The organism is Streptomyces sp. NPDC045998 (assembly GCF_056430285.1).
The window spans coordinates 177,507-201,063 of record NZ_JBWKLJ010000002.1 but is presented as its reverse complement, the minus strand read 5'-3'; the positions used below and the strand labels follow the sequence as shown (position 1 = coordinate 201,063).

Sequence of the window (23,557 nt, the reverse complement as noted above, 5' to 3'; positions counted from 1 at the left end):
TGGGTGATGGCTGGTCGGTAAGTCGGCTGATCGGTGAGTCGGCTGGTCGGCAGGCCGGCTGATCGGCCGGGTGTACTCGGTGGGGGTCAGGTGAGCAGGAAGTCGGCCTGTCCGGCCTTGGCCCCCTGGATGAACGCGGCGATCTCGCCGTGGGTGTAGATGAGCGCGGGGCCGTCCGGGTCGGCGGACTGGCGTACGGCGACCCTGCCGTCGGCCAGCTTCATGGCCTCGACGCAGTTGCCGCCGTTGCCGCCGCTCCACGGCTTGTGCCACCCCTCGGCCCCGAGCTCGGCGGCGGGCATGCCGTTGTATATGCGGTCGCGGTCCATTCACAGCTCCTTGCGGAAACCCCGGAGGATCTCCTTCGTACGTGGTGCGGTGGCGGCCTGCGCCGCCATGCGGTCCATGACCTCCAGGTGCGAGGCCACCTCGGTGCGCGCGTCGAGGTAGACCGCGCCGGTCAAGTACTCGCTGTAGACCATGTCGGGCAGTTCCGGCATGGCGAATCGGAAGAGGACGAACGGTCCGTACGTGCCCGGGTGGTGCCCGGTGGCGAACTCGGCGATCTGGAGGGTGACGTTGGGGAGCGCGGTCGCCTCCAGGAGGCGGTCGATCTGCGCGCGCATGACGGCGGGGCTGCCGCCGACGGGCCGGCGCAGCACCGTCTCGTCCATGATCACCCAGAACTTCGGCGCGTTCTGCCGGGTGAGCAGCGACTGCCGTGCCATGCGCAGGGCCACATGGCGTTCGATGTCGTCCGGCCTGGCCTGCCCGACGGCTCCGCCGCGCAGGATGGCCCGGGCGTAGTCCTCGGTCTGGAGGAGGCCGGGGACGAACTGCGGTTCATAGGCCCGGATGAGGCTGGCGGCGCCCTCCAGGCTGACGTACATGCTGAACCAGCTGGGCAGGACGTCGTGGAAACGCTGCCACCAGCCCGGCTTGTTGGCCTCCTCGGCCAGCCGGACGAAGCCGTCGGCCTCGTCGGCGGGGACTCCGTACTCCCGCAGCAGGAGCTGGACGTACGGGATCTTCAGCGAGACCTCCGCCGTCTCCATGCGGCGGATGGTCGCCGGGGCCACGCGGAGCACCTTGGCGGCCTCCTCGCGCTTCAGCCCCGCACGCTCCCGCAGTTCCTGCAGGCGCTTGCCGAGAACGACCTGTCCCACGGTGGGGGCGGACCGCGGCTCGCTCACTTCAGACCTCCCCACGCGCTGTTTCGACGAGTGCGAGTGTGCCATGTGACGGTCAGACAGAACAGCTCACTCTGCAATTTTCAGAGTGCTACTTGCCAAGTGTCGGAGTCGGGAGGAAAGTATTCCGGTGAACCAGTTCACGCGGCAGCCCGCACTTCGCTCCGGGAGAGGCAACGTGCGTACTGCCGCCCCACGTTAGGAAGCGGTCGTGGTCCCTGGTAATGCGCTGACGCCTCATGTCATGGCCGCTCCGCGACCGTGGACCGTTTCCGCACCCGCGTCCGCATCCACATCCGCGTCCGCGTCCGCGTCCGATGCGTATCCCTCCTCCGACGACCGCCGCTTCTCCTTCGAACTCCCCGCGCTCGCCCAGTCGGTGGCCCGGGCGAGACGTCTCGCCGACGACCGGCTCGTCCGGTGGCGCCTCGGAGGCGAGGTGCGCGAGACGGTCGCACTGGTCGTCTCGGAGCTTTTCACCAACGCCGTGGTGCACACGGCGAGCGGCCGGGTCGTGTGCGAACTGCGCGACAGGGGCGGGCGGTTGCGCATAGCGGTTCAGGACGAGGGCTGTCCGGCGGCCGAGCCGCGGCGGCGGCACGTCGACGCCGAGGAGCGGGGGCGGGGGCTGCTTCTCGTGGAGGCGGTGTGCGGCGCGTGGGGCGCACACGACGCCCGGCACGGCGCCGGGCGGGTGGTGTGGGCGGAGCTGGTGCTCGATGACGTCGACGGCGCCGAGGCCTTCGGGCCCACAGGGACCACCGGGACCACCAGGGCCTTCGGGACCGCCGAGGCCTCCGGGGCCGCCGGGACCGCCGGGGCCTTCGGGACCGCCGAGGCCTCCGGGGCCACCGGGTCCTTCCAGGCCGCCGGGTCGGCCTCCGGTATGGCGGGACCATGCTGAGGTCGATGGCCACGCTGCTCGCCGCGCGTGGCCGCCACGGCCGACCGGACGCTTCGCGGGACCAGGTGCGGCTGACCCCGCCCCCGTCGCTGCCGGCCACGCTGGGCTGCGACGCGGTGGGCGTACCGGCGCGGCACGGGTTCCGGCTGCTGTCGCGACTGCCCGGCACGGGCTGCGTGTTCGCCGACACCGACTGGTGGTGGTGGATCGTCCCGGCCGGCTCGGACACGGAGCTGCGGTGGCCCCTGCCCGCCTGTTACGCCGCCGACGCCTGCGTACCGGACCGCCGGCCCCGGCTGATCCACCGGCCGGACAGCACCTCGCCGTACACGCCGCCGATCCCCCTGTACCTGATGGTCTGCCAGCTCACCGGCATCGCACCGTCGTGGACGGTGCCGGGGGTCGAGTCCCGCCTCTGAAACGCCTGGTCGGGGGCGTTGTCAGTGGTGCGCGCTACGGTCGTTTCCAGTGATCGACATGGACGGAAACGAGGAGGGCCTGTGCGCCGTGACGAGTTGCCGGGCCCGGCGGCCGGGGAGTCGGAGCAGTCGTTCGTCCTGCCCGCGGCGTGGCGGCGGAAGCTGCATCCGCGGCGTGGCGGCGTACGGAGGACCCCGGGCAGACCGGACAACGACGCGGCGTCCCTCCTCGAAACGCGCCTGACGGAGGACAAGGACTGGATCGAGGAGTTCCTCACGGCGCCTGGCAGCGATGCACGGCTGGTGGCGGCGGCGCGGGCGCACCTAGACGGCAGCGGCCCCTCGCCGCTCGGCGCGGCCGCCGTGGCCGCGATGGTTGCAGTGCCCCCGCCGACGGCCGCCGCGTGGGCGGACATCTGGGCTGCGGAGCACGGGCTGCCGTTCGCGGCCCGGGCCGTGGTGGAGTTGTTCGACATCGAGGCGGTGTGGGTCCAGTCGGGCGGCAGGCGGTCGGATCCGGGTCTCACGGCGATGGGTTCCGGGACGCACATCCCCTACCTCACCGAGCAGCGCCGGCCTCTGGCCGACCGCATCAGGGCCCTGCTCGCGGCGGCCGACGAGGGGACCTACCGGGAGGCGGTCGCCGCCCTGGCGGGCGCGCGTGACGGTGAGCGGCGGCGGATCGCGGTGTCGTACCTCGTGCCGTCCGAGACCGACTGGGTGACCGAATGCTGCGCCGAGCCCGGTGCGCTCGTCTTCCTCGACGGGTATCTGCGGTCGATGCTCTTCTGCTCGATGGACGCGCCGGAGCAGGTCGTCCGGCTGGGCGGGAAGGCGGACATCGACTGGCCGCTCTCCACGATCGCGACCGTGGCCGAGGGGCTGGGTCCGGCCGCGGCCCCGCTGGTCGCGGAGGTCTTCGACCGTTCGTACGCCTCCGCCGCGAGCGTCAGGGCGGCCGCGGCCGCGCTGGTCGAGCTGCCGGGTGAGGCGGCGCTCCGGGCGCTGCTGTCCCGGGCGGACGACAAGCGGGTGCGGCCCGCGCTGCTGCGGGCAATGGAGCGCCGGCCGATGACGGCGCTGCGCGTGGTGGCCGAGGCGTCGCAGGGCTCGGGCCGGGGCGCCGAGGCCGCGCGACAGCTGCTGGGCGAGCACATCGGCGCCCATGGGGAGCTGGCTACGGCCGCTCTGCCCACGTTCGAGGAGGCGCTCGCGGCCGTCGTCCGGCCGTTCCTGGAGCGGCCGGACCGGGTGCCCGACGCACCCGCCGAGGCGCTGCCCGCGCTGCTGACGAGCCCGCCCTGGCTGGCCCGTCCGGGCGCGGAGGCTGACGCGGAGATGGGTGCGCCGAGGGTGGTCACCGGGCTGGACACCGGCGCCGCACCGGTCGTGGAGTGGCTGCCGGGCGAGCGGGAGGCGTGGGCGGCCACCCGCTCGCCGTACCTCCACCTCCTGGACGGCGGTTCGGAGACGATGCCCGTCGACGTGGAGGCGCTGCGCCGCTACGGGCTGGAGGACCTGTCGTCGGCGCAGCTCTTCCTCCGGGGCCCGGAGGAAGAGCTGCGTCCCCTGCTCGCCGAGTGGGCACCGGACGACTACTGGGAGGGCGAGAACACCCTGAGGCCGGTCGCCGCGCGGTACGGGACGGACGCGCTGCCGGTGCTGAAGCGGGCGGCCGTGCGCCGACCGGCCACGCTGGGGGCGCTGCTGCTGCCGTTCCGGGACGCCGGGACCGCCCGGCTGATGGCCGAGTGGACGGTACGGCTCAAGAAGGCCGACGGGGTGGCGCGCGCGTGGTTCGCGCGGCACGGCCTGGCCGCGGTCGCCCTGCTGGTGCCGGACGCGGTGGGAGCGCCGGGGCCGGCGCGGCGCCATGCCGCGTACGCCCTGGGGCTCATCGGGTCCGCGCACGGGGCCGAGGCGGTGTGCGGGGTGGTCGCCGAGCGGTACGGCGAGGAGGTCGCGGAGGTGGTCGGGGCGGTGCTGGCGCCGACCGCCGATCCGCTGCGGGCCGCCCTGCCCGCCACACTGCCCGCGCTCCCCGAGTGGGCCGATCCCGTCGCGCTTCCGCAGATCCTGCTGCGCGGCGGAGGCGGCGCGCTGCCCGCCGAGTCGGTGCGGCACACGCTGACCATGCTGGCGATGTCCCGGCCGGGCGGGGTCTACCCGGGGGTGCCGGTGGTGCGGGAGCTGTGCGACCGCGGCTCGCTCGCCGCTTTCGGATGGGAGCTGTTCGAGCGGTGGAGGTCGGCGGGGATGCCCGCCGAGGACAGTTGGACGCTGCACGCCCTGGGGCTGCTGGGCGACGCCGAGACCGTGCGGCGGCTGGCCCCGGTGCTGCGGGCCTGGCCGGGCGAGTGGGCGCACCACCGTGCGGTGGAGGGGCTCGACGTGCTGGCCGCCATCGGTACCGACGAGGCGCTGACACAACTGCACCGCATCGCGCAGCGCGTCCGGTTCAAGGCGCTGAAGGCGCGGGCCCAGGAGAGGATCGTCGAGGTGGCGCTGGGGCTCGGGCTCACCGGCGAACAGCTGGGCGACCGGCTGGTCCCGGACGCGGGCCTCGACGCGACGGGCGGCACGGTCCTGGACTACGGCGCACGGCGCTTCACGGTCGGCTTCGACGAGCGGCTGCGGCCGTACGTACGGGACGCGTCCGGCAAGCGGCTGAAGAGCCTGCCGAAGCCGGGCCCGCAGGACGATCCGGAACGGGCGTCGGCGGAGCGCGCGCGGTTCACGGCCCTGAAGAAGGAGGTGCGGACCGTCGCATCGGACCAGGTGCGGCGGCTGGAGGCGGCCATGATCGCGGGCCGGTCATGGACGGTGGAGGAGTTCCGGGAGCTGATCGCCGGTCACCCGCTGCTGCGTCACCTGGCGCGGGGGCTGGTGTGGCTCGCCGAAGACGGGGACGCGGTGTGGTCGTTCCGGGTGGCGGAGGACCGGGCGTGCACGGACGTCGCGGGCCGGCGCCGCGAGCTGCCCGCGGCCGCCTCCGTACGGCTGGCCCACCCGCTGGAGATCGAGGGCGAACTGGCGGCGTGGCGTGCGGTGTTCGGTGCCCACGGGATCGAGCAGCCGGTGCGGCAGCTGGAGCGGCCCGTGTACCGGTTCACGGAGGAGGAGGCGGCGGGGTGGCGGCTGCCCCGCTTCGAGGGCATCACCGTGCCCACCGGCAGCCTGCTGGGCCTGGAGCGGCGCGGCTGGCGGCGCGGGGAGCCCCAGGACGCCGGGGTGGAGTGCTGGCTCAGCAAGGAGGTCGGGCCGGACCGGTATCTGGTCCTCAATCCGCGCGACGGGATAGCGGTCGGGGCCGTCGACGTCTACCCGGAGCAGCCGCTCGACGCCGTCTGGCTGCACGATCGCCCCGGGGCCTGGTCGCCCCCGCGGGACAGTGAGCTGCGCCTGGGCGAGCTGTCCCCCGTCCTCGCCTCCGAGGCGCTGGCGGACCTGGCGGCGCTGACCGAAGGGTCCGCGTGAGGAGGAGCTGACCGGCCGGCAACCGCACCTCTCGCGCCCGCGCCTACCGCGCCTACCGCGGCTGCGGTGCGGGCACGCCTGTCCGGCCTACCGCTCCTGCCGTGCGGGCGCCTTGGCGGGGTCGAAGGCGACGTACTCGATCACCGCGCCCCCGGGGTGCAGCACGGTCAGGTTCCGCCCGGTCGGCACCTCGTTGGGCCCGTCGAGTATCCGGCCACCCTCGTCCGCGACGAGGGTCAGGACCGCGTCGAGGTCCTCGACGATGGTGGTGGCCTGCACATTGCGGAACGGCGCCAGCGCCTCCGCCGTTCCCGCCACGAGCAGGTAGGCGCCGACGGCCGCCAACTCGACGCCCCGGTACGCGAAGCGCAGCTCCGGCTCGGTCCCGGTCAGCGCCTGGAACGTCGGCAGCGCCGTGTCCAGGTCGTCGACGTACACGCGGGCGTAGGTGGCGAGCACCGGCATCGGACACTCCTCGATCTCGTCTACCGCACTGACCGCGCGGAGCGGTCGTGAGCATGCGACGACCTTACCGGAGACCCACTCCGGTTCCGTCGGCAGGCCCCGGTCGAGGCCACGGTGCGAGGCCCCCCACGAGGTCCCGCCCCGGGTCGCAGGCAAGTCGCAGGCGGGCAGCAGGCCGGCCGCGGGAGGCTCCGAGGAGCGCCCGGGGAGGGCTCCCCCTACCCCCCTCAGGGAGGACAAGGGTTTCCCCCATATCGGGTTCACCTCGGGTTTCCCTACTGTCTGCCCCACCGGCGGTTCTCATTCCCTGACCTCGTATGTCAGGTGCATGTAACCCCTGAGCACCACCGGTCGCGCCGGCGGCGGCCACGGGCCCACCCAGCCCGGGGACCACGGAGCACTGCCCCCATGGTGCACCGCGGTCCCCGCAGCCGCCCGCCGCGCGCCCTGCACCGTCAGCTGCTCCGGGAGTCGCCGGAGCCGCCCTGAAAGGGAACACCTTGAACGGTTCCAGGCGGAGACTCATATCCGTCGTGGCCGCGAGCGCCACGATCATCGGCGTGGCCGCCACCTCGTCGGTGGCACTCGCCGCAGAGGCCACCCCCCAGCCCGCCCCCCGGCCCGCCGCCGGGGTCACGCTGCCCAGCGCGCCGGTCGAGAAGGTCATCGTGACCTACAAGTCCCGCACCGCCGAGGCCACGTCCAACACCGCCGCCAAGGGCGACGCCGCCGAGAAGGCCGCCAAGACCGGCGAGGACCTCTCCTTCGAGCGCCGCCTCGCGAGCGGCGCCGCGCTCGTCGACCTCGGCCAGGAGGCGGCGTCGAAGCAGGACCTCTCCGAGGTCATGGCCGCCTTCCGCGCCGACCCGGCCGTCGCCTCGGTCGAGCCCGACATCCGCGCCTACGCGATGGCGGTCACCCCCAACGACACCGAGTACGCCAAGCAGTGGGACCTCTTCGAGCCCACCGGCGGCATGAACGTGCCCGGCGCCTGGGACACCACCACCGGCAGCGGCGTCACCGTCGCCGTCATCGACACCGGCTACGCCGCGCACAGCGACCTCAGCGCGAACACCATCGCCGGCTACGACTTCATCTCCAGCTCCACCGACGCCCGCGACGGCGGCGGCCGCGACAGCGACCCCAAGGACGAGGGCGACTGGAACGCGACCGACGGCGAGTGCGGCACCGGCTCCCGCGCGAGCAGCTCCTCCTGGCACGGCACCCACGTGGCGGGCACCATCGCGGCGACCACCCACAACGCCAAGGGCGTCGCGGGCATCGCGTACGGGGCGAAGGTCCAGCACGTGCGCGTGCTCGGCAAGTGCGGCGGCTCGTCCTCCGACATCGCCGACGCGATCACCTGGGCCTCCGGCGGCACCGTCCCGGGCATCCCGGTGAACCCGACGCCGGCCAAGGTCATCAACATGAGCCTCGGCGGCGCCAGCTCCACCTGCCCGACCGTGTACAAGAACGCCATCGACGGGGCGGTCGCGCGGGGGGCGACCGTCGTCGTCGCGGCGGGCAACAGCAACGCCAACGCGTCCGGCTTCACGCCGTCCAACTGCGCGAACGTCATCAACGTGGCGTCCACCAGCCGTGAGGGCAACCGTTCGTACTACTCGAACTACGGCACCATCATCGACGTCTCGGCCCCGGGCGGTGAGACCCGCCGCGCCACCGACACGCCGGGCACCATCACCACGCCCGAGAACGGCATCCTCTCCACCCTGAACTCCGGCACCACGACCCAGTCGCTGGAGAACTACAAGCCCTACCAGGGCACTTCGATGGCGGCCCCGCACATCGCCGGTCTCGCCGCGCTGCTCAAGTCGGCCAAGTCTTCCCTGACCCCGGCCGAGATCGAGACCGCGATCAAGAGCAACGCCCGCCCGCTGCCCGGCACCTGCTCCGGCGGCTGCGGCACCGGCATCGCCGACGCCGCGAAGACCGTCCAGGCCGTGACCGGCGGCACGGGCACCCCCGGCACCGGTACGAACTTCACCAACGCGACCAACGTGAACATCACGGACAACGCCACCGTGACGTCCTCGATCTCCGTCACCGGTCGTACCGGCAACGCCCCCGCCGCCCTCAAGGTGGACGTGGACATCAAGCACACCTGGCGCGGTGACCTGGTCATCGACCTGGTGGCCCCGGACGGCAGCGCGTACCGCCTGAAGAACTCCAGCAGCAACGACTCGGCCGACAACGTGCTCGCGTCCTACACCGTCGACGCCTCGTCCGAGGCCGCGAACGGTGTCTGGAAACTGCGCGTCCAGGACGTGGCCTCGGGTGACACCGGCTACATCGACTCCTGGGGTCTCACCTTCTGATCCCCCCGCATGACCTGCTCCACCGCTGGTCAGGGGCGTGTTCGCGGCACTGCGCCGCGGGCACGCCCCGCCGCGCGTCCCCGGCCGGCCGTCCACATGCCGGACACGACACCTGGACGAGGGTGGCCGGGTTCGTATTCTCTGCTCCCAAGCGGGGACGGAGGGCGGTGGTGAGCGTGGTGCAGGCGGGGTCGACGCCGTACCGGGCGGCGTCACGCGAGCGCACGACGTCACGCGAGCGCGCCACCCCGCGAGAGAGCGTCGCGCCCGTCGGCCGGGCGGAGCTGCTGACGCGCCTGGACCAGGTCCTCCGCACCCGCGGCCGCGCGCTCCTCACCGGCCCGGCCGGGATCGGCAAGACCGAGGTCGCCCAGGCGGCCGCCGACCAGGCCGCCTGCGGCCGTGGAGAAACGGTCCTGTGGCTCGCCCCGCAGCCCGCCGACCGCGACATGGCCGGTGCCGCGGCCGCCGCCCTCATCGCCTCCGTGCCCGCCGCCGCGCTCGACGGGCTGCCCGGGCCGCAACGCGCCGCCGTCGCCGTCCTGTGCCGCGAGGCCACGGCACCCGAGACCGGCTGGGACCCCGTCGCGCTGCGCCTGGGCATCGCCCGCATCCTGCGCACCCTGGCCGAGCGCGGGCCGGTCCTCCTCGTCGTCGACGACGTCCAGCGCATCGACGCGGAGAGCGCCGACCTGCTGCGCTTCGCCCTCCACCTGGCCCCGCCCACGCTGCGCGTCCTCGCGGTCGAGACGCCGGACCCGTACGCCGACGGCGCCTCCTGCACCCTGTGGGTGCCCTCGGAGGCCGACGTCCTGCTCGTACCGCCGCTCCAGGCCGACGAGATCGCCGAACTCCTCGTCCACCACCGGCTGCCGTCCCGGATGGCCGGGCGCATCCACCGCACCAGCGGCGGCAATCCGCGCCTCGCGCTCGCCGTCGGCCGGTCGCTGGCCGACGCGCGGACGCCCGTGCACCACGCCGAGGCGCTGCCGCTGTCCGGCCGGGCCCGCGACCTCGCGCGCCGCATGCTCGCCCCCGCCACGCCCGACGTGCGCGCCACGCTGCTGCTCGCGGCGCTCGCGCTGCGCCCGACGGCGGCGCTGATCCGCCGTGCCGGCCGCCCCACCGCCGAGGCGGAGCTGGCCGCGGCCGAACGCGCCGGCCTGATATCGGTGACCGAGGACGGCACGGTCGCCTTCACGGCGGGCCTGCTGCCCTCCACCCTCGTCCACGACACCTGCTGGACCGAGCGCAGCGCGGGCCACGCGGCGCTCGCGCGCGTGGTGGACGACCCGGTGGAGGCGGTACGCCACCGGGCGCTCGCCACGGACGTGCCCGACGAGGACCTCGCCGGCGAGGTCACCGCCGCCGCGGAGACCGCCCGCCGCCGCGGCAACAGCGCGCTCGCCGCCGAACTGGCGCTGCTGGCCGCCGAGTCGACGCCGGTGCGCCTCGGGGAGCGGCGCATCGCCCGGCTGGTGGACGCCGCCGAGGAGGCCGCCCGCGCCGCCCGCGCCGACCTCGCGATGCGCGCCGCAGCCGACCTGCTCGCCCGCGACGCGGCGCCCGCCGACCGGGTGCGCGCCCGGCTCGCCGTACTCGACACGGCCGGGCAGGGGCTGACGGACCTCGACGAGCTGTACGTGCACGCCATGGAGGACTCCGACGGCGACCCGCGGCTCCGGGCGGGCGTCCTGCTGCGGCTCGCGGTCAAGTACGTGCTCGCGGACGGCGATCCGGTACGTTCGCGGGCGGCCGCCGTCGAGTCGGCCGCGCTCGCCGCGTCGGTGGACGACCGGCACACGGCCGCGAAGGCCCTGACCGTACAGGCCCGGATGGACAGGGCGCTCGGCTCGCCGGACGCCGAACGGACGCTGGCGGAGGCGCGGGCCCTGGAGATGACCGACCGGCCGCTCGGCGTGCGCAACGCCGCCCAGATCCTGACGATCCGGCACGCGCTCTTCGACGACCGGCTCACCGAGGCCCGTGACCAGCTCAACGCCCTGCTCCCGCTGGTCGAGCGGCGCGGCCCGGTCGAGGACGCCATCGAGCTGCTGAACACCCTCTCCCAGGTGGAGGCCCGGCGCGGGCAGTGCGCGGCGGCCCTCGCGCACGCCCACCGGTCGCTCGCGCTGACCCTGGAGGCGGGCCTGTCGCCGGGGCCCGCGTGGTACCACCTGGCGCTCGCGGAGACGGCGGGCGGCAGCTTCGCGCGGGCCGCGGGATACGCCCGGCGCAGCGTGCGCGCGTCGGAGGAGGAGGGCGACCACGTCTTCCTCTCGCGCAGCCTGTACGCCCTCGGCCGCGTCCAGCTGGTCACGGGGGACGTGGCGAGCGCCCTGGAGACGCTGCGCCGCGTGCAGGAGGCGGAGACAGCCCAGTGCGCCGTGGACCCGTCGATGGTGCGCTGGCACGAGGAGCTGGCCGAGGCGCTGCTGGCCAACGACGCCCGGGACGAGGCGGAGGCGCTCCTCGCCGACGTGGGCCCGGTCGCCGAGCGCCTGGGCCGTACGACGGTGCTGCTGGGCTTCGACCGGGCGTACGCGCTGTGCATGGCGGCGGGCGGCAAGACCGACGAGGCGGTGGCCCTGCTGGCCGAGACGGCCGACCGGTTCGCCGCCCACGGGCTCGTACTGGAGCAGGGGCGCTGCCTGATCGCGCTGTCGCGGGTGGAGCGCAGGCGGCGCAGGCGCTCGGCGGCGCAGCAGGCGCTGCACGCGGCGGCGGCCGTCTTCGAGCGGGCGGGCGCGGTGCCGTGGCTGGCGCTGACCGCGGAGAACCCGTCGTACGCGGAGCCGGCGCCGGGCGCGGCACCGGCGGGGAACGCGGCCCTGTCCCGGCTCACCGAGGCGGAGCTGCACCTGGCGCGGCTCGTCGGCGAGGGGGCGAGCAACCAGGAGGCGGCGGCCCGGCTGTACCTGAGCGTGAAGACCGTCGAGGCACGGCTGACGCGCATCTACCAGAAGCTCGACGTCCGTTCGCGGGCGCAGCTGGCGACGGTGCTGAACCAGGGCGCCGGGTCCTGAGCCGTGCAGGACTCTTGCCCGGCCGGCCGTTCACGCGCTTCACTGACGCAGCTCCCCCCACAGGAGAATCCCCCGTCCCGGCACCGACGCACCGACGCACCGAAGGGTTTCTCTTGACCACCACCTTCGCCACGGTCTCCACCGCCGTTTCCGCGCGCGCGACCGCCGTCCTCGCCGCGGCCTGCGCGCTCGTCCTCGGCGCGGCCCTGCCGTCCTCCGCGATCAACTCGTACAACGCCACGCCCGCGCCCGAGCGCACCGAGGTCGGCGCGCTCGTGGCCACCTGGGACCACGACGACGACCCTGCGACCCCGGACCGGGTCGACTGGGTGTGCTCCGGCACGATGATCGACACGGACACGTTTCTGACAGCGGCGCACTGCACCAGCGACTGGCCGGCCAACGTGCGGTTCTTCGTCTCCCTCGACCAGGACGTCCAAGGGGCGCTCGACCGGGCCGCCGAGCGGCACCCCGGCGATCCGGCGGCGGTCGCCCGCGCCGTCGCCGTCCCCGGTACGGCGCACAACCACCCGGCGTACCCCGGCCCGGCCTCGGACACCCACGACATCGCGGTGGTCGAGGTACCGGCGGACCGGCTCGCCGCACGCTGGGCGTTCACCCCGGCCGCGCTGCCGAAGGCGGGGGCGCTGAGCGCGCTGGGTCCGCAGGGGCTCAGGGAGACGCCGTTCACGGTCGCGGGCTACGGCACCCAGGAGGCCCGGCGTGGCCCGGGCGGTCACACGCACCCCGGGGGCGGTGTCCGGATGAAGGCACCCGTCACGTACGACGCCCTCAACGACGCCTGGCTGCGCCTGGCCATGACGGCGCCGCAGGGCAACGGCGGTGCCTGCTACGGCGACTCGGGCGGCCCGAACTTCGCGACGCTGGGCGGCAGGCGCACGCTCGTCGCCACCACCGTCACGGGTGACTCGCCGTGCTATGCCACCAATGTGACCTACCGCCTGGACAGCCCGGGCGCCCGGGCGTTCCTCTCGCCGTTCACGAAGCTTCCCTGAGCCCGGCGGAGGGGCGGACGGCGAAGGCCCCCGGAAGCACCGGCTTCCGGGGGCCTCGGGCGCGAGGCGCGGTCAGCGCACCGTCACGGCGATCAGGCGGGGGTGATGTTCTCCGCCTGCGGGCCCTTCTGGCCCTGCGTGATGTCGAAGGTCACGGCCTGGCCTTCCTGGAGCTCGCGGTAGCCGTTGCCGTTGATGTTGGAGTAGTGCGCGAAGACGTCCGGACCGCCGCCGTCCTGCGCGATGAAGCCGAAGCCCTTTTCGGAGTTGAACCACTTCACGGTTCCGCTGGCCATGCTGGTGCCTCTCAGTTTGATGACGGGTCCGCACCGCGCGGACCCGGAGGTGATCGCCCTGGTCCTGCACTGCACAGCAAGAAGCCCACGCCTCCGCGTGGGCAGGAACTGCGAACCACGACATCTGGCATCGACGCTACACCGTGAAGGGGCTCATCACCAGAGAGCAACTTCCCGCCATTCAGGGGGCGCCGGTCCAAAACCCGGCCTGGCGGGCGTCGCTGCCGGGCGCGGGAGGGCCTGCGAGGGTGTGCCAGGGCGTGATCGGCTGGCGGCTCTCGATGTCGGCGGCCCCGATCACCGGGACCGTCCTCAGGGGTGACCTGGGTCCCGTCACGCCCCCGGACCGTTCGCCTTCGCCTTCCTCCCGATAACCTCTCCGGGTGATCGATGAAGTTACTCGCTGGTATCGCTTCGCCGACCTGCTTCCGGAGCCCGCGGCCACCGAGGTCCGGGACCTTTGGGCCACAGGAGAACAGGAAGCCGGTCTCGACCGGCTCGTGGCCGGTCTCCAGGCACACGGCGTGGTGGTGAGCGAGGCCGTCGTCGCCGAGATCGCGGTCGTGGCCCGGGAGTGGGGCATGGGCGAGGTGCTCACGCCCCGGCTCCTGCGCTGCGCCGCCGTCCGGCCGGGCGCGGAGGAGCCGGCGCTCCGGCTGATCGAACACCCGGACGCCCGGCCGCTGCCGGTCCAGGGCACCGGTCAGGCCGTCGTGCCGTGGATCGGCTGCGGTCGCTGCGGCGAGGTACTGGCCCGCGTGCACACCGTCGAGCCGTGGGGCGCACTGTCCCTCACGCCGCTGCACTACGCGCTCCTGACGCCCGGCGCGGCGGCGCGGCCCCGGCTGTTCGCCGCCGACTCGGCGTGGCCGGCCCTGGCGACCCTCGGCACCTGCGTCTGACCGTCCCTCACCTGCGCTGCCGCGCGCCGATCAGGCCCTGGGCCACCAGCTCGTCGGCGACGAGCCCGGCGTACTCGGTGGCGCCACGCACCGAGGTGTGGGTGTTGTCGCGCTTCTCGTCCGTCAGGTACAGGGCCTTCGACGCCTCCGTACCGAGCGCCTCCACGCGCGCCTTGGTGAGCGCGGTCAGGTCGATCAGCGGGGTGCCGAGCCGGGCCGCCAGGGCGCGGATCTCCGCCGGGTGGTCGACGCCGAGGGCGTTGACGTGCAGGGCCGCGTCGTTGTCGAGGGTGCCGTCGGCGTTGAACCAGCGGCGCACGATGGGCGTGACGAGCACCGGCCGGCCGCCCCGCGCGCGTACGCCGTCGACGAGCGCGGTGAGGTTCGCGCGGTAGGTCGGCGCGTCGGTCCGCTTGTCGTTGTGGGCCAGTTGGATGAGCACCGGATCGCCCGGACGGACGCGCTGTCGCGCGGCCGGGAAGAGGGCGGGGTGGGCGAGGAAGGTGACGGTGCTCTCGCCGGAGTCGGCGTGGTTGGCGACCGAGAGCCCGCGCCTGAGGAGCTCGGGCAGCCGCTGCCCCCAGCCCGCGTACGGCTCACCCGGCTGGTCGCACACCGTCGAGTCGCCGATGAGCACGATCCTGCGGGTGGCGTACGGCGCCGGGGTGACGCGGACCGCGGACAGCACGGGCGCCGGGCCTCCGAAGACCAGGTGCAGCCCCGGCGTCCCGGCGGGCCCGGTGGGCTCGCCCTCGGGGGTGCGTACGTCGACGGTGAAGGAGCGGCGGATCCGCTCGCCGGCCGCGGTGGCGGTCTCGGGGAGCATCGCGCGCCGCGTCTCGGCGGTGACGGAGGTGGCGCCGGCGCGCTCGCCGCCGAGCGTGACGGTGACGTCGTACGTGCCGGGCGGGACGTCGAAGTGGCAGACGACGGGCGCGACACGGGCCCCGGTCCCGGTGCCGGAACCGGTCCCGGTGCCGGTCCCGGTGCAGGCGTCCACCACCTGCCCGTACGCCGTCGACGCGTGCGCGGGCGGGACGGCCCAGACGGGGAGCAGAGGCAGGGTCACGGCAGCGACCGCGACCAGCAGGGCGGTACGTCTCTTACGGTTCAGGGTGCTCAAGGTGCTCAAGGTGCTCAAGGCACTCATGGCGTTCACGGCGTTCATGGCACCAAGAAACCTCAGGCGCCCTCCCCCGGCAGCACGGCGCACGGCGCGGGTTCCGCTAGCTTCGGCGTCATGAGCAGCGCCGTCACCCCTCCCCCGTTCACCGACGCCCTCACCGACGGCCCCGCCCTCGTCCTGGACGGCGGCCTCTCCAACCAGCTGGAGGCCGCCGGGTACGACCTCTCCGACGACCTGTGGTCGGCGCGGCTGCTCGCCGAGCGGCCCGAGGCGATCGTCGAGGCGCACCGGGCGTACTACGCGGCGGGCGCGGACGTCGTGATCACCTCCAGCTACCAGGCGACCTTCGAGGGCTTCGCCCGGCGCGGCGTCGACCACGACCGGGCGGCCGAACTGCTGGCGCTCAGCGTGGAGCTGGGGCGCGAGGCCGCGCGCCGTGCGGAGGCCCGGAGCCCCGGCCGGGCGCTGTGGGTGGCCGCGTCCGCCGGGCCGTACGGGGCGATGCGGGCCGACGGCTCGGAGTACCGGGGGCGGTACGGGCTGGACGTCGACGCGCTGGAGCGTTTCCACCGGCCGCGCCTGGAGGTGCTGGCCGCCGCCCGGCCTGACGTCCTGGCGCTGGAGACCGTGCCGGACACGGACGAGGGGCGGGCGTTGCTCCGCGCGGTGCGCGGCCTCGGCGTACCGGCCTGGCTGTCGTACACCGTCGCCGGGGACCGGACGCGCGCCGGGCAGCCGCTGGAAGAGGCGTTCGCCCTCGCGGCGGACGCGGAGGAGATCGTGGCCGTCGGCGTCAACTGCTGCGCCCCGGAGGACGCCGACCGGGCGGTCGCGCTCGCCGCCCGCGTGACCGGCAAGCCGGTCGTCGTGTACCCGAACAGCGGCGAGCGCTGGGACGCCCGGGCGCACGCGTGGGACGGGCGTCCGACCTTCTCCGCCGGCCGTGTGAAGGGCTGGCGGCGGGCCGGGGCGCGGCTGATCGGCGGGTGCTGCCGGGTGGGGCCGGAGACGATCGCGGAGATCGCCACCCGACTCCGCTGATCACCTGATCGTCCGATCGATTGCCGGCGATCCATTGACCGGCTTACCGCCGAGCGATCACGATTCCCGTGTTCCGACGACGGGAGTGACACGATGCCGTGGCTGCCACAACTGCCGCCCTACGACCGCGAGTCCAGCCCGTACACCGGCTTCACCCGCGCCCACTGGGAGGCGGTGGCCGACGGCCTGGTCCGGGCGGCCTGGCGCTGGGCGACGCCCGGGGGCGCGCTGCTGGACCTGCCGGGGCGCCCGTCCGTGTCCGGGGTCCGTTCGGACGGCCTGGAGGGGTACGCCCGGACCTTCCTCGCGGCCGCCTTCCGGGTCGCGGGCGCCGGCGGCGGGGACCCGTACGGCCTGCTCGGCCGGTACGCGGACGGGCTGGCGGCGGGTACGCGCACGCCCGGCCGGGACGACGCCGAGTCGTGGCCCCTCGTCCTCGACCACCACGTCCAGGGGCAGCCGATGGTGGAGGCCGCCTCCGTGGCGCTCGGGCTGCGGCTGACCCGGCCGTGGCTGTGGGACCGCCTCGACGACGCCGTACGCGACCGGGCGGAGGTGTGGCTGCGCGGGGCCCTGCGGCACACGCCCGCGCCGAACAACTGGTACCTCTTCCCGCTCACCGTGGCCGGGTTCCTGGAGTCGGTCGGGCGCGGCGACGCGGAGACCGCGCGGGCGGTCGAGCGGGGCCTGGGGCTGCTGGAGTCCTGGTACCAGGGCGACGGCTGGTACGCGGACGGCGACGGCCGGGCCTTCGACCACTACAACGGCTGGGCCCTGCACCTGTATCCGGTGCTCCACGCCCATCTGGCGGGCGACAAGGGGATGTCGGACGTCTACGGTCCCCGGCTGCGCACACACCTGGAGGGGTTCTCGCTGCTGTTCGGCGGGGACGGGGCGCCGGTCCACTTCGGGCGGTCGCTGACGTACCGCTTCGCGGCGGGCGCGGCGGTGGGCCTCGGCGCGCTGACCGGGCACACGCCGCTGGCGCCCGGGGTCTCGCGGCGGCTGCTGAGCGGCTGCCTGCGGTACTTCCTGGACCGGGGTGCCGTGGACGGCGACGGGCTGCTGACACCGGGGTGGCACGGCCCGCACGAGCCGACGCTCCAGGCGTACTCGGGCCCGGCGTCGCCGTACTGGGCGTCCAAGGCGTTCGTGGCGCTGCTCGTCCCGGCGGACGCCCCGCTGTGGACCGTACGGGAGGAGGCCGCGCCCGCCGAGGACGGCGCCGACCGGGTGCGGGCGCTGCCCGCGCCGGGGCTGCTGGTGCAGACGACGGCCGCCGACGGGATCGCGCGGCTGCACAACCACGGCAGCGACCCTCTGCGGCCCTTCGAGGGCGAGTCGGCGGACCGGCACGACGTGCTGTACGGGCGGCTCGCCTACTCGACCCGTACGGGGCCGACGTCGGCCGGCAACGCACCCGACAACCACCTGTCCGTCGAGGTCGACGGCGTCCCGTCCGTACGGTGCCGGGTCCGCCCCCTGGGCGTGGGCCACGGCGACGGCTGGGGCTGGGCCGCCTCCTGGCACCGGCCCTCCTTCCCCTCCGGCGCGCCGATGGTGCCGGGCCTGAGGGTGGAGCACGTGACGGTGGCGCGCGGCCGGTACGAGCTGCGGGTGCACCGGGTGACGGGCCTGCCGCGCGGCGCGCGCGTCCACCTGTCCGGATGGGCCACGGGCCCGGACGAGCCGCTCGTCTCGCAGCTGCACGGCCTGCACGGCTGGACGGGCGCGGACGCCGCCGAGCTGCGCGCGCCGCAGGGGACGGCGTACACCCGCTGGGCCACCCTCCCCCGCGTCGGCACCGGTCCGTGCGACGGCGGTACGGCGCTGCTGGTGGCCCTCGCCTCCCTGACCGCCTCCCCCGACCCCGCCCCGCTCGCGGAGGCGGCGGTCCTGGAAGGCACGGACGGCGGCGACTCGGTGGAGGTGCGCTGGACCGGCGACGGATCGCTCACGCGGGTCGCGTTCACGCCGTCGGTGACCGTGACGGTGACGGCGGCGCATCACCGGCCGTAACCGCCCATCCGGTCAGTAGGCGACCGTCAGGTGCGCCGCGCCGGCGGGCCGCTCCAGCTCGTCGACGACGGCCACCGCGAGGTCCTCGGCGCTGATGCGCGACACCCCGGCGGCGTCGGTCAGCAGCGTGTCCCGGCCCCACCGGTAGGTGCCGGTGCGCTCACCCGGTTCGAGGAGCGCGGGCGGGCTGAGATACGTCCATCCCCGGTAGGTGTGGCTCTCGCAGGCGCGCAGCTGCGCGAGGCTGGCGCGGGCGATGGACTGCCACCGCGCGGGGACGAACGTCTCGTCGTCGACGGCGAGCCGGGCGGGGTCGCCGGGGGTGCGGAGCGGTCCGGCGCCGCCGACCACCAGCACCCGGACGCCCGCGGTCGCCGCGGCGTCGAGGAGGCGGTGCGTGGAGCCGGTCACGGCGGCGGCGTCGTCCAGGACCGGAGGGACGCTCAGCACGAGGGCGTCGGCTCCGGCGAGGGCGGCGTCCGGGAGACCGGCGGTCGTGAAGTCCGCGGCCAGCGCCGTCACGCCCGCCGCCTGCCGCGGCTCGGGAGGCCGCCGGGACACGGCGGTCACGTGGTGACGGCGGCGTACGGCTTCGGCGGTGACGCGCGAGCCGACCATGCCGGTGGCGCCGATGACGGTGATCCTCATGAGTGGTGGCCTTTCCGGGTGCGCGGCACGTCGGCCCGCGGTAGGGGGAGGTGTACGCGTGAGGGGGTGAACTGCCCGGCGACGAGCGCCGCGAGCGCGAGGGCGAAGCCGCCGAGCTGCGTCGGCGTGAAGACCTCGCCGAGGAGCACGGCCCCGACCACCGCGGCGACGAGCGGGGAGAGCAGGACGAGGAGGGACGTGGCGGTGACCGGCAGGCGGCCGATGCCGCGGAACCACAGCACATAGGCGATCAGCCCGCCGGCGGTCGCGAGCCAGAGGTACCCCGTCACCGCGTGCGCGTCGACGTACGGCGGTACGCCCTCGAACAGCAGGACCAGCGGTAGCAGGAACAGTCCCCCGCCGGTGAGCAGCCAGCCGGCGAAGGGCAGCGGGCCGACCCCGGTGGGGCGTCCCCAGCGCTTGGTGAGCGTGACCCCCGCGGCCATCGACCCGGCGGCTCCCACCCCGGCGACGACGCCGAGCGCGTCGAACCCGGCGCCGGGGCGCAGCACCACGAGCCCTACGCCGACGACTCCGGCCACCCCCCACGACAACCGCCAGGACGACGGCGATTCGCTGAGCACGACGATCGCGAGCCCGGCCACGATCAGTGGCTGGGCCGCGCCGAGGGTGGCGGCCACGCCGCCGGGCAGCCGCTCCGCGGCGACGAAGAGCAGCGGGAAGGGGGCGCCGATGTTGAGCACCCCCAGCACGGCGGCCTTCCACCACCAGTCACCGCGCGGCAGTGTGCGGGTGACCGCGACGGCGAGCAGCCCCAGCGGCAGCGAGCGTGTCAGCGCCGCGAACAACGGGTGGCCGGGCGGGAGGAGTTCGGTCGTGACCCAGTAGGTGGTGCCCCACGCCATCGGCGCGAGCGCGGTCGTGACGATGAGGAGGAGGAGCGTCCAGCGGGAGCGCCGTGCCCGCCGGCCGGTCGATGGGTCGATCTGCTGCGTCGTGGTGCGCCGTAGCGCCGTCCCCGTGGTCATGCATCGAGTGTCGGCGCGCGGGAACCATGAATCCAACGCATGGTTTTCATCCCACCGATCGTGCTGCACGATGAATCGGTGGATCTGCAGCAGATGCGTTACGTCATCGCCGTGGCCGAGACGCGGAACTTCACGCGCGCCGCCGAGCGGTGCTTCGTCGTCCAGTCCGCCCTGAGCCACCGCGTCGCCGCGCTGGAACGGGAGCTCGGGGTGAAGCTGTTCGCCCGTACGAGCCGGCGGGTGGAGCTGACGGCCGCCGGTGAGGCGTTCCTGCCGGCGGCGCGGCAGTCGCTGGAGGCGGCCGACCGCGCCGCCGCCGAGGCCGCCGCGGCGGCGGGCGTCGTGCGGGGGCGCCTGGCGGTGGGCGTGATCCCCACCGTCGCCGCGATCGACGTCCCGGCGGTGCTGCGGGTGTTCCGTGAGCGCCACCCCGAGGTGCGCATCAGCCTCCGCGTGGCCGCCAGCGACGAGCTGACGGCCCAGGTGGTGGCGGGAGAGCTCGATGTCGCGGCCCTGGGCCTGCCGGAGGGCGACCGGCCCCGGGGCGTCCGCGCACGGCTGCTGGCGCGCGACCGGCTGGTCGCCGTCGTACCCGAAGGGCACCCCCTGGCGGGGAGGGCCCGGGTGGGCCTGGCGCGGCTCGCCGAGGAGACGTTCGTCGACTTCCCCGCCGGAACGCCCGGCCGGGCCCAGAGCGACCGGGCGTTCGGGGAGGCGCGGTTGACGCGTGAGGTCGCGTTCGAAGTGCTGGCGCCGGATCTGATGGTGCGGCTGGTCCGGGAGGGGCTCGCCATCGCCCTGCTGCCGTCCGCGGTCGCGGCGGGCCTGCCCGGGCTGGCGACCGTACCGATCACCGGGGGGCCGCGCCGGGTTGAGTACCTGGTCTGGAGCGAGTTCAACCCGACTCCGGCGACCACGGCGTTCCTGCGCACGCTGGAAGAGCAGGGACGTGACACAGGGACGCAGTGATGCGGTGGTGTGGCGGTGCGGTGGCGCCGGAGCGCCGTCCCGCCCGTCAGCCCCCGAGCGGCAGACCGGCGGGCACGCCACCGAGGAGGCCGCCGACGGGGCCGCCGCCGACCGGCAGCGGCGAGGCCTGACCGGGCTTGCCCTGCCCCTGCGGGTCCGAGGCGAGCAGGCCCGTGCTGTTGAGGTTGGAGGAGATGGGCGTACCCACCGAGGCCGGCGGCTGCTCCGCGACGGCGGTCGCGACGGCGGCGGCCGGAACGATCGCCGCCATGCTCGCGCCCGCCACGCCGGCGCACACGGTGATCAGTCGGATACCGGGACGCATGCTCATATCTGCTCACTCCTGTATGGATCGGAAGAAGAGAAAGGTTCCTACGGATAAGTGCAACGAGCCCCGGTCTCCGACGACACTGCCCAACCCGGCATCTCGTCCCCGACCAGGGCACAGCGCGGCCGCATCCCCGGCGGTGCGCGGAGACGGATCGTTACGCCCGCGGCGCGGTGGCGTTGTCCGGGCATGGAACAGAAGAACGGGCAAGAGGGACGGATCCCGACCGTGGGCGTGGTCGTCGCACGCACCGGTCGGCTGGCGCAACTCGGGGATCCGCTGGCGTACGCGATGGAGCTCCTGGCGCCGAGACTGCGCGGGCGGGTGCGCCTGGTGAGTCGCGACAGCCGCTCCACCGCCGAAGGCGCGCGGCGGGCCGTGCGGGAGCTGGTGCGGGACGAAGGGGCGCGGATGGTGGTGACGCTGGCGGGCACGGAGGTGCTCCCGGCGGTCGCCGACAGCTGCGAGGAGGCCGGTGTTCCGTGCCTGTCCAGCACCTTTCCCTGGCAGGTGTACTTCTACGGGCGCGGCGCGACGGATCGACGTCCGTTCCGCTGGACGTACCACTTCTGCTGGGGTCTCGACGACATCGCGGAGACCTTCGCGGACCTGTGGGAGGCGGCGGGTGCGGGACCGGGCCGCGCGGTGGGGTGCCTGTGGAACGACGGCCCACAGGGCGCGTGGTCGCGCCACGCCGAGCACGGTTTCCTTCCGGCGGCCCGGGCGCGCGGCTACCGGCTGGTGGACCCGCCGGGGTACCGGGAGCCGTCCGGGGGCTTCGACGGGACCGGCGGGACCCTGGAGGCGTTCCGGGAGGCGGAGGTGGACGTCGTCACGAGTGCGGCGACGGGGGCGGACCTCGCCCTGTTCCGGCGGGAGGCCGCGGCGTCCGGGCTGCGGCCCCGGCTGATCACCTGTTCGCGGTGGCTGGCGTATCCGCCCGCCGCGACGGCCACCGGCGAGCCCCCGCAGGCGAACGTGGGGACACTCGTCTACTGGACCCCGGCCCACCCGTACCGCTCGTCCCTGGACGGCATGACCGCCGCGGAGCTGGCCGAGGCGTACGAGCGCACCACCGGCAATCGATGGCTCCAGCCGCTGGGCCTCGCGTACGCCCTCTTCGAGGTGGCCGCCCACGCCCTGACGACCGCCACCGACCCGACGGACCCGGCCTCCGTGACGGCGGCCCTCGCCACGACGCGCCTGCACACGATGGCGGGCCCCCTGGACTGGACGTCGGGCCCGGTCCCGAACGTCGCCACGATCCGCCTCTCGGGCGGCCAGTGGCAACGCGGCCGCACGTACCCGTACGAACTGGTGGTGGTGGACCCGCGGGGTGTTCCGGGCCTCCGGCCGGGCGGTGCGCTGGTGAGCGCGGGTGGGGGTGAGGCGGGCTGACGCCCACCGGCGGCGTCCGCGCCGGCAACGCTCGCGCCATCCGCTCCTACGGGGAGAACGGATTGCAACCGGTCGGCTTCTCGGTCGATGTGGACTGCCGAACAGCGAGCAGCGCTCTCCCGTCTCAACCGCCACCAGGGCCTCTACGAGAAGCCACTTGACGAGGGAAAACGCAACTTCGACAGAGTCTGCGGCGGTGGTTATCGTCACCTGTCATTCGGCGGCGCCCACCGTCGCATAGGAGTTCCATCGGGCTGAGTGGATCATGCCTGTAACTCCCCACGCGACCGGGCAGGCCCGCGAATCGAGTTCACGCCCGTATGGCGGGACCGTCAGGAACTTCCCCACCAAGCCCTCTCGGCCAGGGAGAGACACATGCCCCATCTCGCTCTGTACACGTTCAGCGTCCTGAAATCACCGCTCACCGATCCCGGACCTCTCACGCGCGAGTTCTACGAGAGCGGTGAGGCCGTCTACCAGGAGATCGGCCGGCACCCCGGATTCATCGCGCACGCTGAACCGGCGCACCACGTCCAGGGCGTACTCTTCGACGCCGACTGGGGCGAATGGGGAGAGTTCGTCGTTCCGGCCTGGTACGGCAAAGGCCGCAGTGCGGAAACCACCGCCCTGGCCGCGACCCTCTCCCTCTGGAGCGATCTGGGCGCCGCCTTCGACGCCATCTACACCGGCTTGCACCGCGCGGCGCTCAACAGGCGTTACGACTGGTTCGAGCGGACAGGGCACCCGGGTTACGCGTTCTGGTGGGTCGCCGACGGCGCGATACCTACCTGGCAGGACGGCGTTTCCAGGCTGGAGCACCTTCACGAATACGGCTCCGCGCCGTACGCCTTCACCTTCCACCGCTCGTTTGACCCAGACGGAAAACCGGCCGGGCTCGAAGACCTGGGAACGAGGGCGATGGGACAGGCCGTTCCGCAAGGCCGGCCACAGGTAGGGGGTTCCGTCGGGCGCCGCATTCGGCCGCACACGGCCGGGAGTATCGGGTGA

19 protein-coding genes and 1 pseudogene are annotated in these 23,557 nt (G+C 74.3%); 12 read left to right on the top strand and 8 right to left on the bottom strand.

Annotated features, from left to right (window positions below; translation table 11 throughout):
- Window positions 1–86: 86 nt before the first annotated feature.
- Window positions 87–329: a DUF397 domain-containing protein gene (locus tag AC07FJ_RS05835; RefSeq protein ID WP_355357486.1), complete on the bottom strand. Its 243-nt coding sequence runs from the start codon at window positions 327–329 to the stop codon at window positions 87–89.
- Entirely contained in the window at window positions 330–1,193 is an 864-nt protein-coding gene (locus AC07FJ_RS05830; RefSeq protein ID WP_479045666.1) for a helix-turn-helix domain-containing protein, read from the bottom strand.
- 208 nt (window positions 1,194–1,401) lie between these two features.
- On the opposite strand from AC07FJ_RS05830, the pseudogene AC07FJ_RS05825 reads away from it, so the two are divergent.
- From AC07FJ_RS05825 to AC07FJ_RS05815, 3 genes and pseudogenes are all read left to right on the top strand, one after another.
- A pseudogene (locus AC07FJ_RS05825) lies at window positions 1,402–1,902 on the top strand (ATP-binding protein); the annotation flags it as partial.
- A 185-nt stretch (window positions 1,903–2,087) separates the two neighbouring features.
- On the top strand, window positions 2,088–2,513 hold the full coding sequence (locus AC07FJ_RS05820; RefSeq protein WP_468283693.1) for a hypothetical protein: 426 nt from the start codon (window positions 2,088–2,090) through the stop codon (window positions 2,511–2,513).
- 81 nt (window positions 2,514–2,594) lie between these two features.
- Complete coding sequence (locus tag AC07FJ_RS05815; RefSeq protein WP_479045663.1) at window positions 2,595–5,990, top strand: DUF4132 domain-containing protein; 3,396 nt, start codon at window positions 2,595–2,597, stop codon at window positions 5,988–5,990.
- Between the two features lie 87 nt (window positions 5,991–6,077).
- Here AC07FJ_RS05815 and AC07FJ_RS05810 read toward each other — a convergent pair whose 3' ends face one another.
- Window positions 6,078–6,455 carry a VOC family protein gene (locus AC07FJ_RS05810; protein WP_479045661.1) on the bottom strand — a complete coding sequence of 126 codons (378 nt, stop codon included), beginning with the start codon at window positions 6,453–6,455 and terminating at the stop codon, window positions 6,078–6,080.
- A gap of 533 nt (window positions 6,456–6,988) precedes the next feature.
- Between AC07FJ_RS05810 and AC07FJ_RS05805 the strand changes: the two genes are divergently transcribed.
- The 3 genes from AC07FJ_RS05805 to AC07FJ_RS05795 all read left to right on the top strand — a co-directional run bounded on the left by AC07FJ_RS05805 (window position 6,989) and on the right by AC07FJ_RS05795 (window position 12,833).
- Window positions 6,989–8,791 carry a S8 family peptidase gene (locus AC07FJ_RS05805; protein ID WP_479045659.1) on the top strand — a complete coding sequence of 601 codons (1,803 nt, stop codon included), beginning with the start codon at window positions 6,989–6,991 and terminating at the stop codon, window positions 8,789–8,791.
- Between the two features lie 170 nt (window positions 8,792–8,961).
- Window positions 8,962–11,817, top strand: coding sequence for a helix-turn-helix transcriptional regulator (locus AC07FJ_RS05800; RefSeq protein ID WP_479045657.1), 2,856 nt, complete (start codon window positions 8,962–8,964; stop codon window positions 11,815–11,817).
- 113 nt (window positions 11,818–11,930) lie between these two features.
- Window positions 11,931–12,833 carry a trypsin-like serine protease gene (locus AC07FJ_RS05795; protein ID WP_479045655.1) on the top strand — a complete coding sequence of 301 codons (903 nt, stop codon included), beginning with the start codon at window positions 11,931–11,933 and terminating at the stop codon, window positions 12,831–12,833.
- A gap of 92 nt (window positions 12,834–12,925) precedes the next feature.
- Here the strand turns inward: AC07FJ_RS05795 and AC07FJ_RS05790 are convergent, their stop codons facing one another.
- Window positions 12,926–13,129, bottom strand: coding sequence for a cold-shock protein (locus AC07FJ_RS05790; protein WP_190203608.1), 204 nt, complete (start codon window positions 13,127–13,129; stop codon window positions 12,926–12,928).
- A 383-nt stretch (window positions 13,130–13,512) separates the two neighbouring features.
- On the opposite strand from AC07FJ_RS05790, the gene AC07FJ_RS05785 reads away from it, so the two are divergent.
- Window positions 13,513–14,031 carry a hypothetical protein gene (locus AC07FJ_RS05785; protein WP_479045653.1) on the top strand — a complete coding sequence of 173 codons (519 nt, stop codon included), beginning with the start codon at window positions 13,513–13,515 and terminating at the stop codon, window positions 14,029–14,031.
- Window positions 14,032–14,038: 7 nt separating this feature from the next.
- Here the strand turns inward: AC07FJ_RS05785 and AC07FJ_RS05780 are convergent, their stop codons facing one another.
- Window positions 14,039–15,154 (bottom strand): rhamnogalacturonan acetylesterase, encoded by a 1,116-nt coding sequence (locus tag AC07FJ_RS05780; protein WP_479045650.1) that lies wholly within the window; start codon window positions 15,152–15,154, stop codon window positions 14,039–14,041.
- A 117-nt stretch (window positions 15,155–15,271) separates the two neighbouring features.
- Here AC07FJ_RS05780 and mmuM point away from each other — a divergent pair, with 117 nt between their 5' ends.
- On the top strand, window positions 15,272–16,198 hold the full coding sequence (gene mmuM, locus AC07FJ_RS05775) for a homocysteine S-methyltransferase (RefSeq protein ID WP_479045648.1): 927 nt from the start codon (window positions 15,272–15,274) through the stop codon (window positions 16,196–16,198).
- 93 nt (window positions 16,199–16,291) lie between these two features.
- Complete coding sequence (locus AC07FJ_RS05770) at window positions 16,292–18,217, top strand: DUF2264 domain-containing protein (RefSeq protein ID WP_479045645.1); 1,926 nt, start codon at window positions 16,292–16,294, stop codon at window positions 18,215–18,217.
- Window positions 18,218–18,229: 12 nt separating this feature from the next.
- Here the strand turns inward: AC07FJ_RS05770 and AC07FJ_RS05765 are convergent, their stop codons facing one another.
- Window positions 18,230–18,865, bottom strand: a complete 636-nt coding sequence (locus tag AC07FJ_RS05765; RefSeq protein ID WP_479045643.1) for an NAD(P)-dependent oxidoreductase — start codon at window positions 18,863–18,865, stop codon at window positions 18,230–18,232.
- Window positions 18,862–19,854: an EamA family transporter gene (locus AC07FJ_RS05760; protein WP_479045641.1), complete on the bottom strand. Its 993-nt coding sequence runs from the start codon at window positions 19,852–19,854 to the stop codon at window positions 18,862–18,864. The genes AC07FJ_RS05765 and AC07FJ_RS05760 overlap by 4 nt, the downstream gene beginning before the upstream one ends.
- A gap of 78 nt (window positions 19,855–19,932) precedes the next feature.
- Between AC07FJ_RS05760 and AC07FJ_RS05755 the strand changes: the two genes are divergently transcribed.
- The gene (locus AC07FJ_RS05755) at window positions 19,933–20,823 is read left to right on the top strand and encodes a LysR family transcriptional regulator (protein WP_479045639.1); all 891 of its coding nucleotides are present in this window, start codon (window positions 19,933–19,935) and stop codon (window positions 20,821–20,823) included.
- 46 nt (window positions 20,824–20,869) lie between these two features.
- On the opposite strand, the gene AC07FJ_RS05750 is transcribed toward AC07FJ_RS05755, so the two are convergent.
- Complete coding sequence (locus AC07FJ_RS05750; RefSeq protein ID WP_479045637.1) at window positions 20,870–21,154, bottom strand: hypothetical protein; 285 nt, start codon at window positions 21,152–21,154, stop codon at window positions 20,870–20,872.
- 186 nt (window positions 21,155–21,340) lie between these two features.
- Between AC07FJ_RS05750 and AC07FJ_RS05745 the strand changes: the two genes are divergently transcribed.
- Window positions 21,341–22,549 (top strand): ABC transporter substrate-binding protein, encoded by a 1,209-nt coding sequence (locus AC07FJ_RS05745; protein ID WP_479045635.1) that lies wholly within the window; start codon window positions 21,341–21,343, stop codon window positions 22,547–22,549.
- Window positions 22,550–22,924: 375 nt separating this feature from the next.
- On the top strand, window positions 22,925–23,557 hold the full coding sequence (locus AC07FJ_RS05740; RefSeq protein WP_479045633.1) for a DUF3291 domain-containing protein: 633 nt from the start codon (window positions 22,925–22,927) through the stop codon (window positions 23,555–23,557).

Coding starts and splice junctions, on each gene's coding strand:
- AC07FJ_RS05835 (WP_355357486.1), bottom strand. CDS start 329: ATGGACCGCGACCGCATATACAACGGCATGCCCGCCGCCGAGCTCGGG.
- AC07FJ_RS05820 (WP_468283693.1), top strand. CDS start 2,088: ATGCTGAGGTCGATGGCCACGCTGCTCGCCGCGCGTGGCCGCCACGGC.
- AC07FJ_RS05810 (WP_479045661.1), bottom strand. CDS start 6,455: ATGCCGGTGCTCGCCACCTACGCCCGCGTGTACGTCGACGACCTGGAC.
- AC07FJ_RS05790 (WP_190203608.1), bottom strand. CDS start 13,129: ATGGCCAGCGGAACCGTGAAGTGGTTCAACTCCGAAAAGGGCTTCGGC.
- mmuM (WP_479045648.1), top strand. CDS start 15,272: ATGAGCAGCGCCGTCACCCCTCCCCCGTTCACCGACGCCCTCACCGAC.
- AC07FJ_RS05770 (WP_479045645.1), top strand. CDS start 16,292: ATGCCGTGGCTGCCACAACTGCCGCCCTACGACCGCGAGTCCAGCCCG.
- AC07FJ_RS05765 (WP_479045643.1), bottom strand. CDS start 18,865: ATGAGGATCACCGTCATCGGCGCCACCGGCATGGTCGGCTCGCGCGTC.
- AC07FJ_RS05760 (WP_479045641.1), bottom strand. CDS start 19,854: ATGACCACGGGGACGGCGCTACGGCGCACCACGACGCAGCAGATCGAC.
- AC07FJ_RS05750 (WP_479045637.1), bottom strand. CDS start 21,154: ATGAGCATGCGTCCCGGTATCCGACTGATCACCGTGTGCGCCGGCGTG.
- AC07FJ_RS05745 (WP_479045635.1), top strand. CDS start 21,341: ATGGAACAGAAGAACGGGCAAGAGGGACGGATCCCGACCGTGGGCGTG.
- AC07FJ_RS05740 (WP_479045633.1), top strand. CDS start 22,925: ATGCCCCATCTCGCTCTGTACACGTTCAGCGTCCTGAAATCACCGCTC.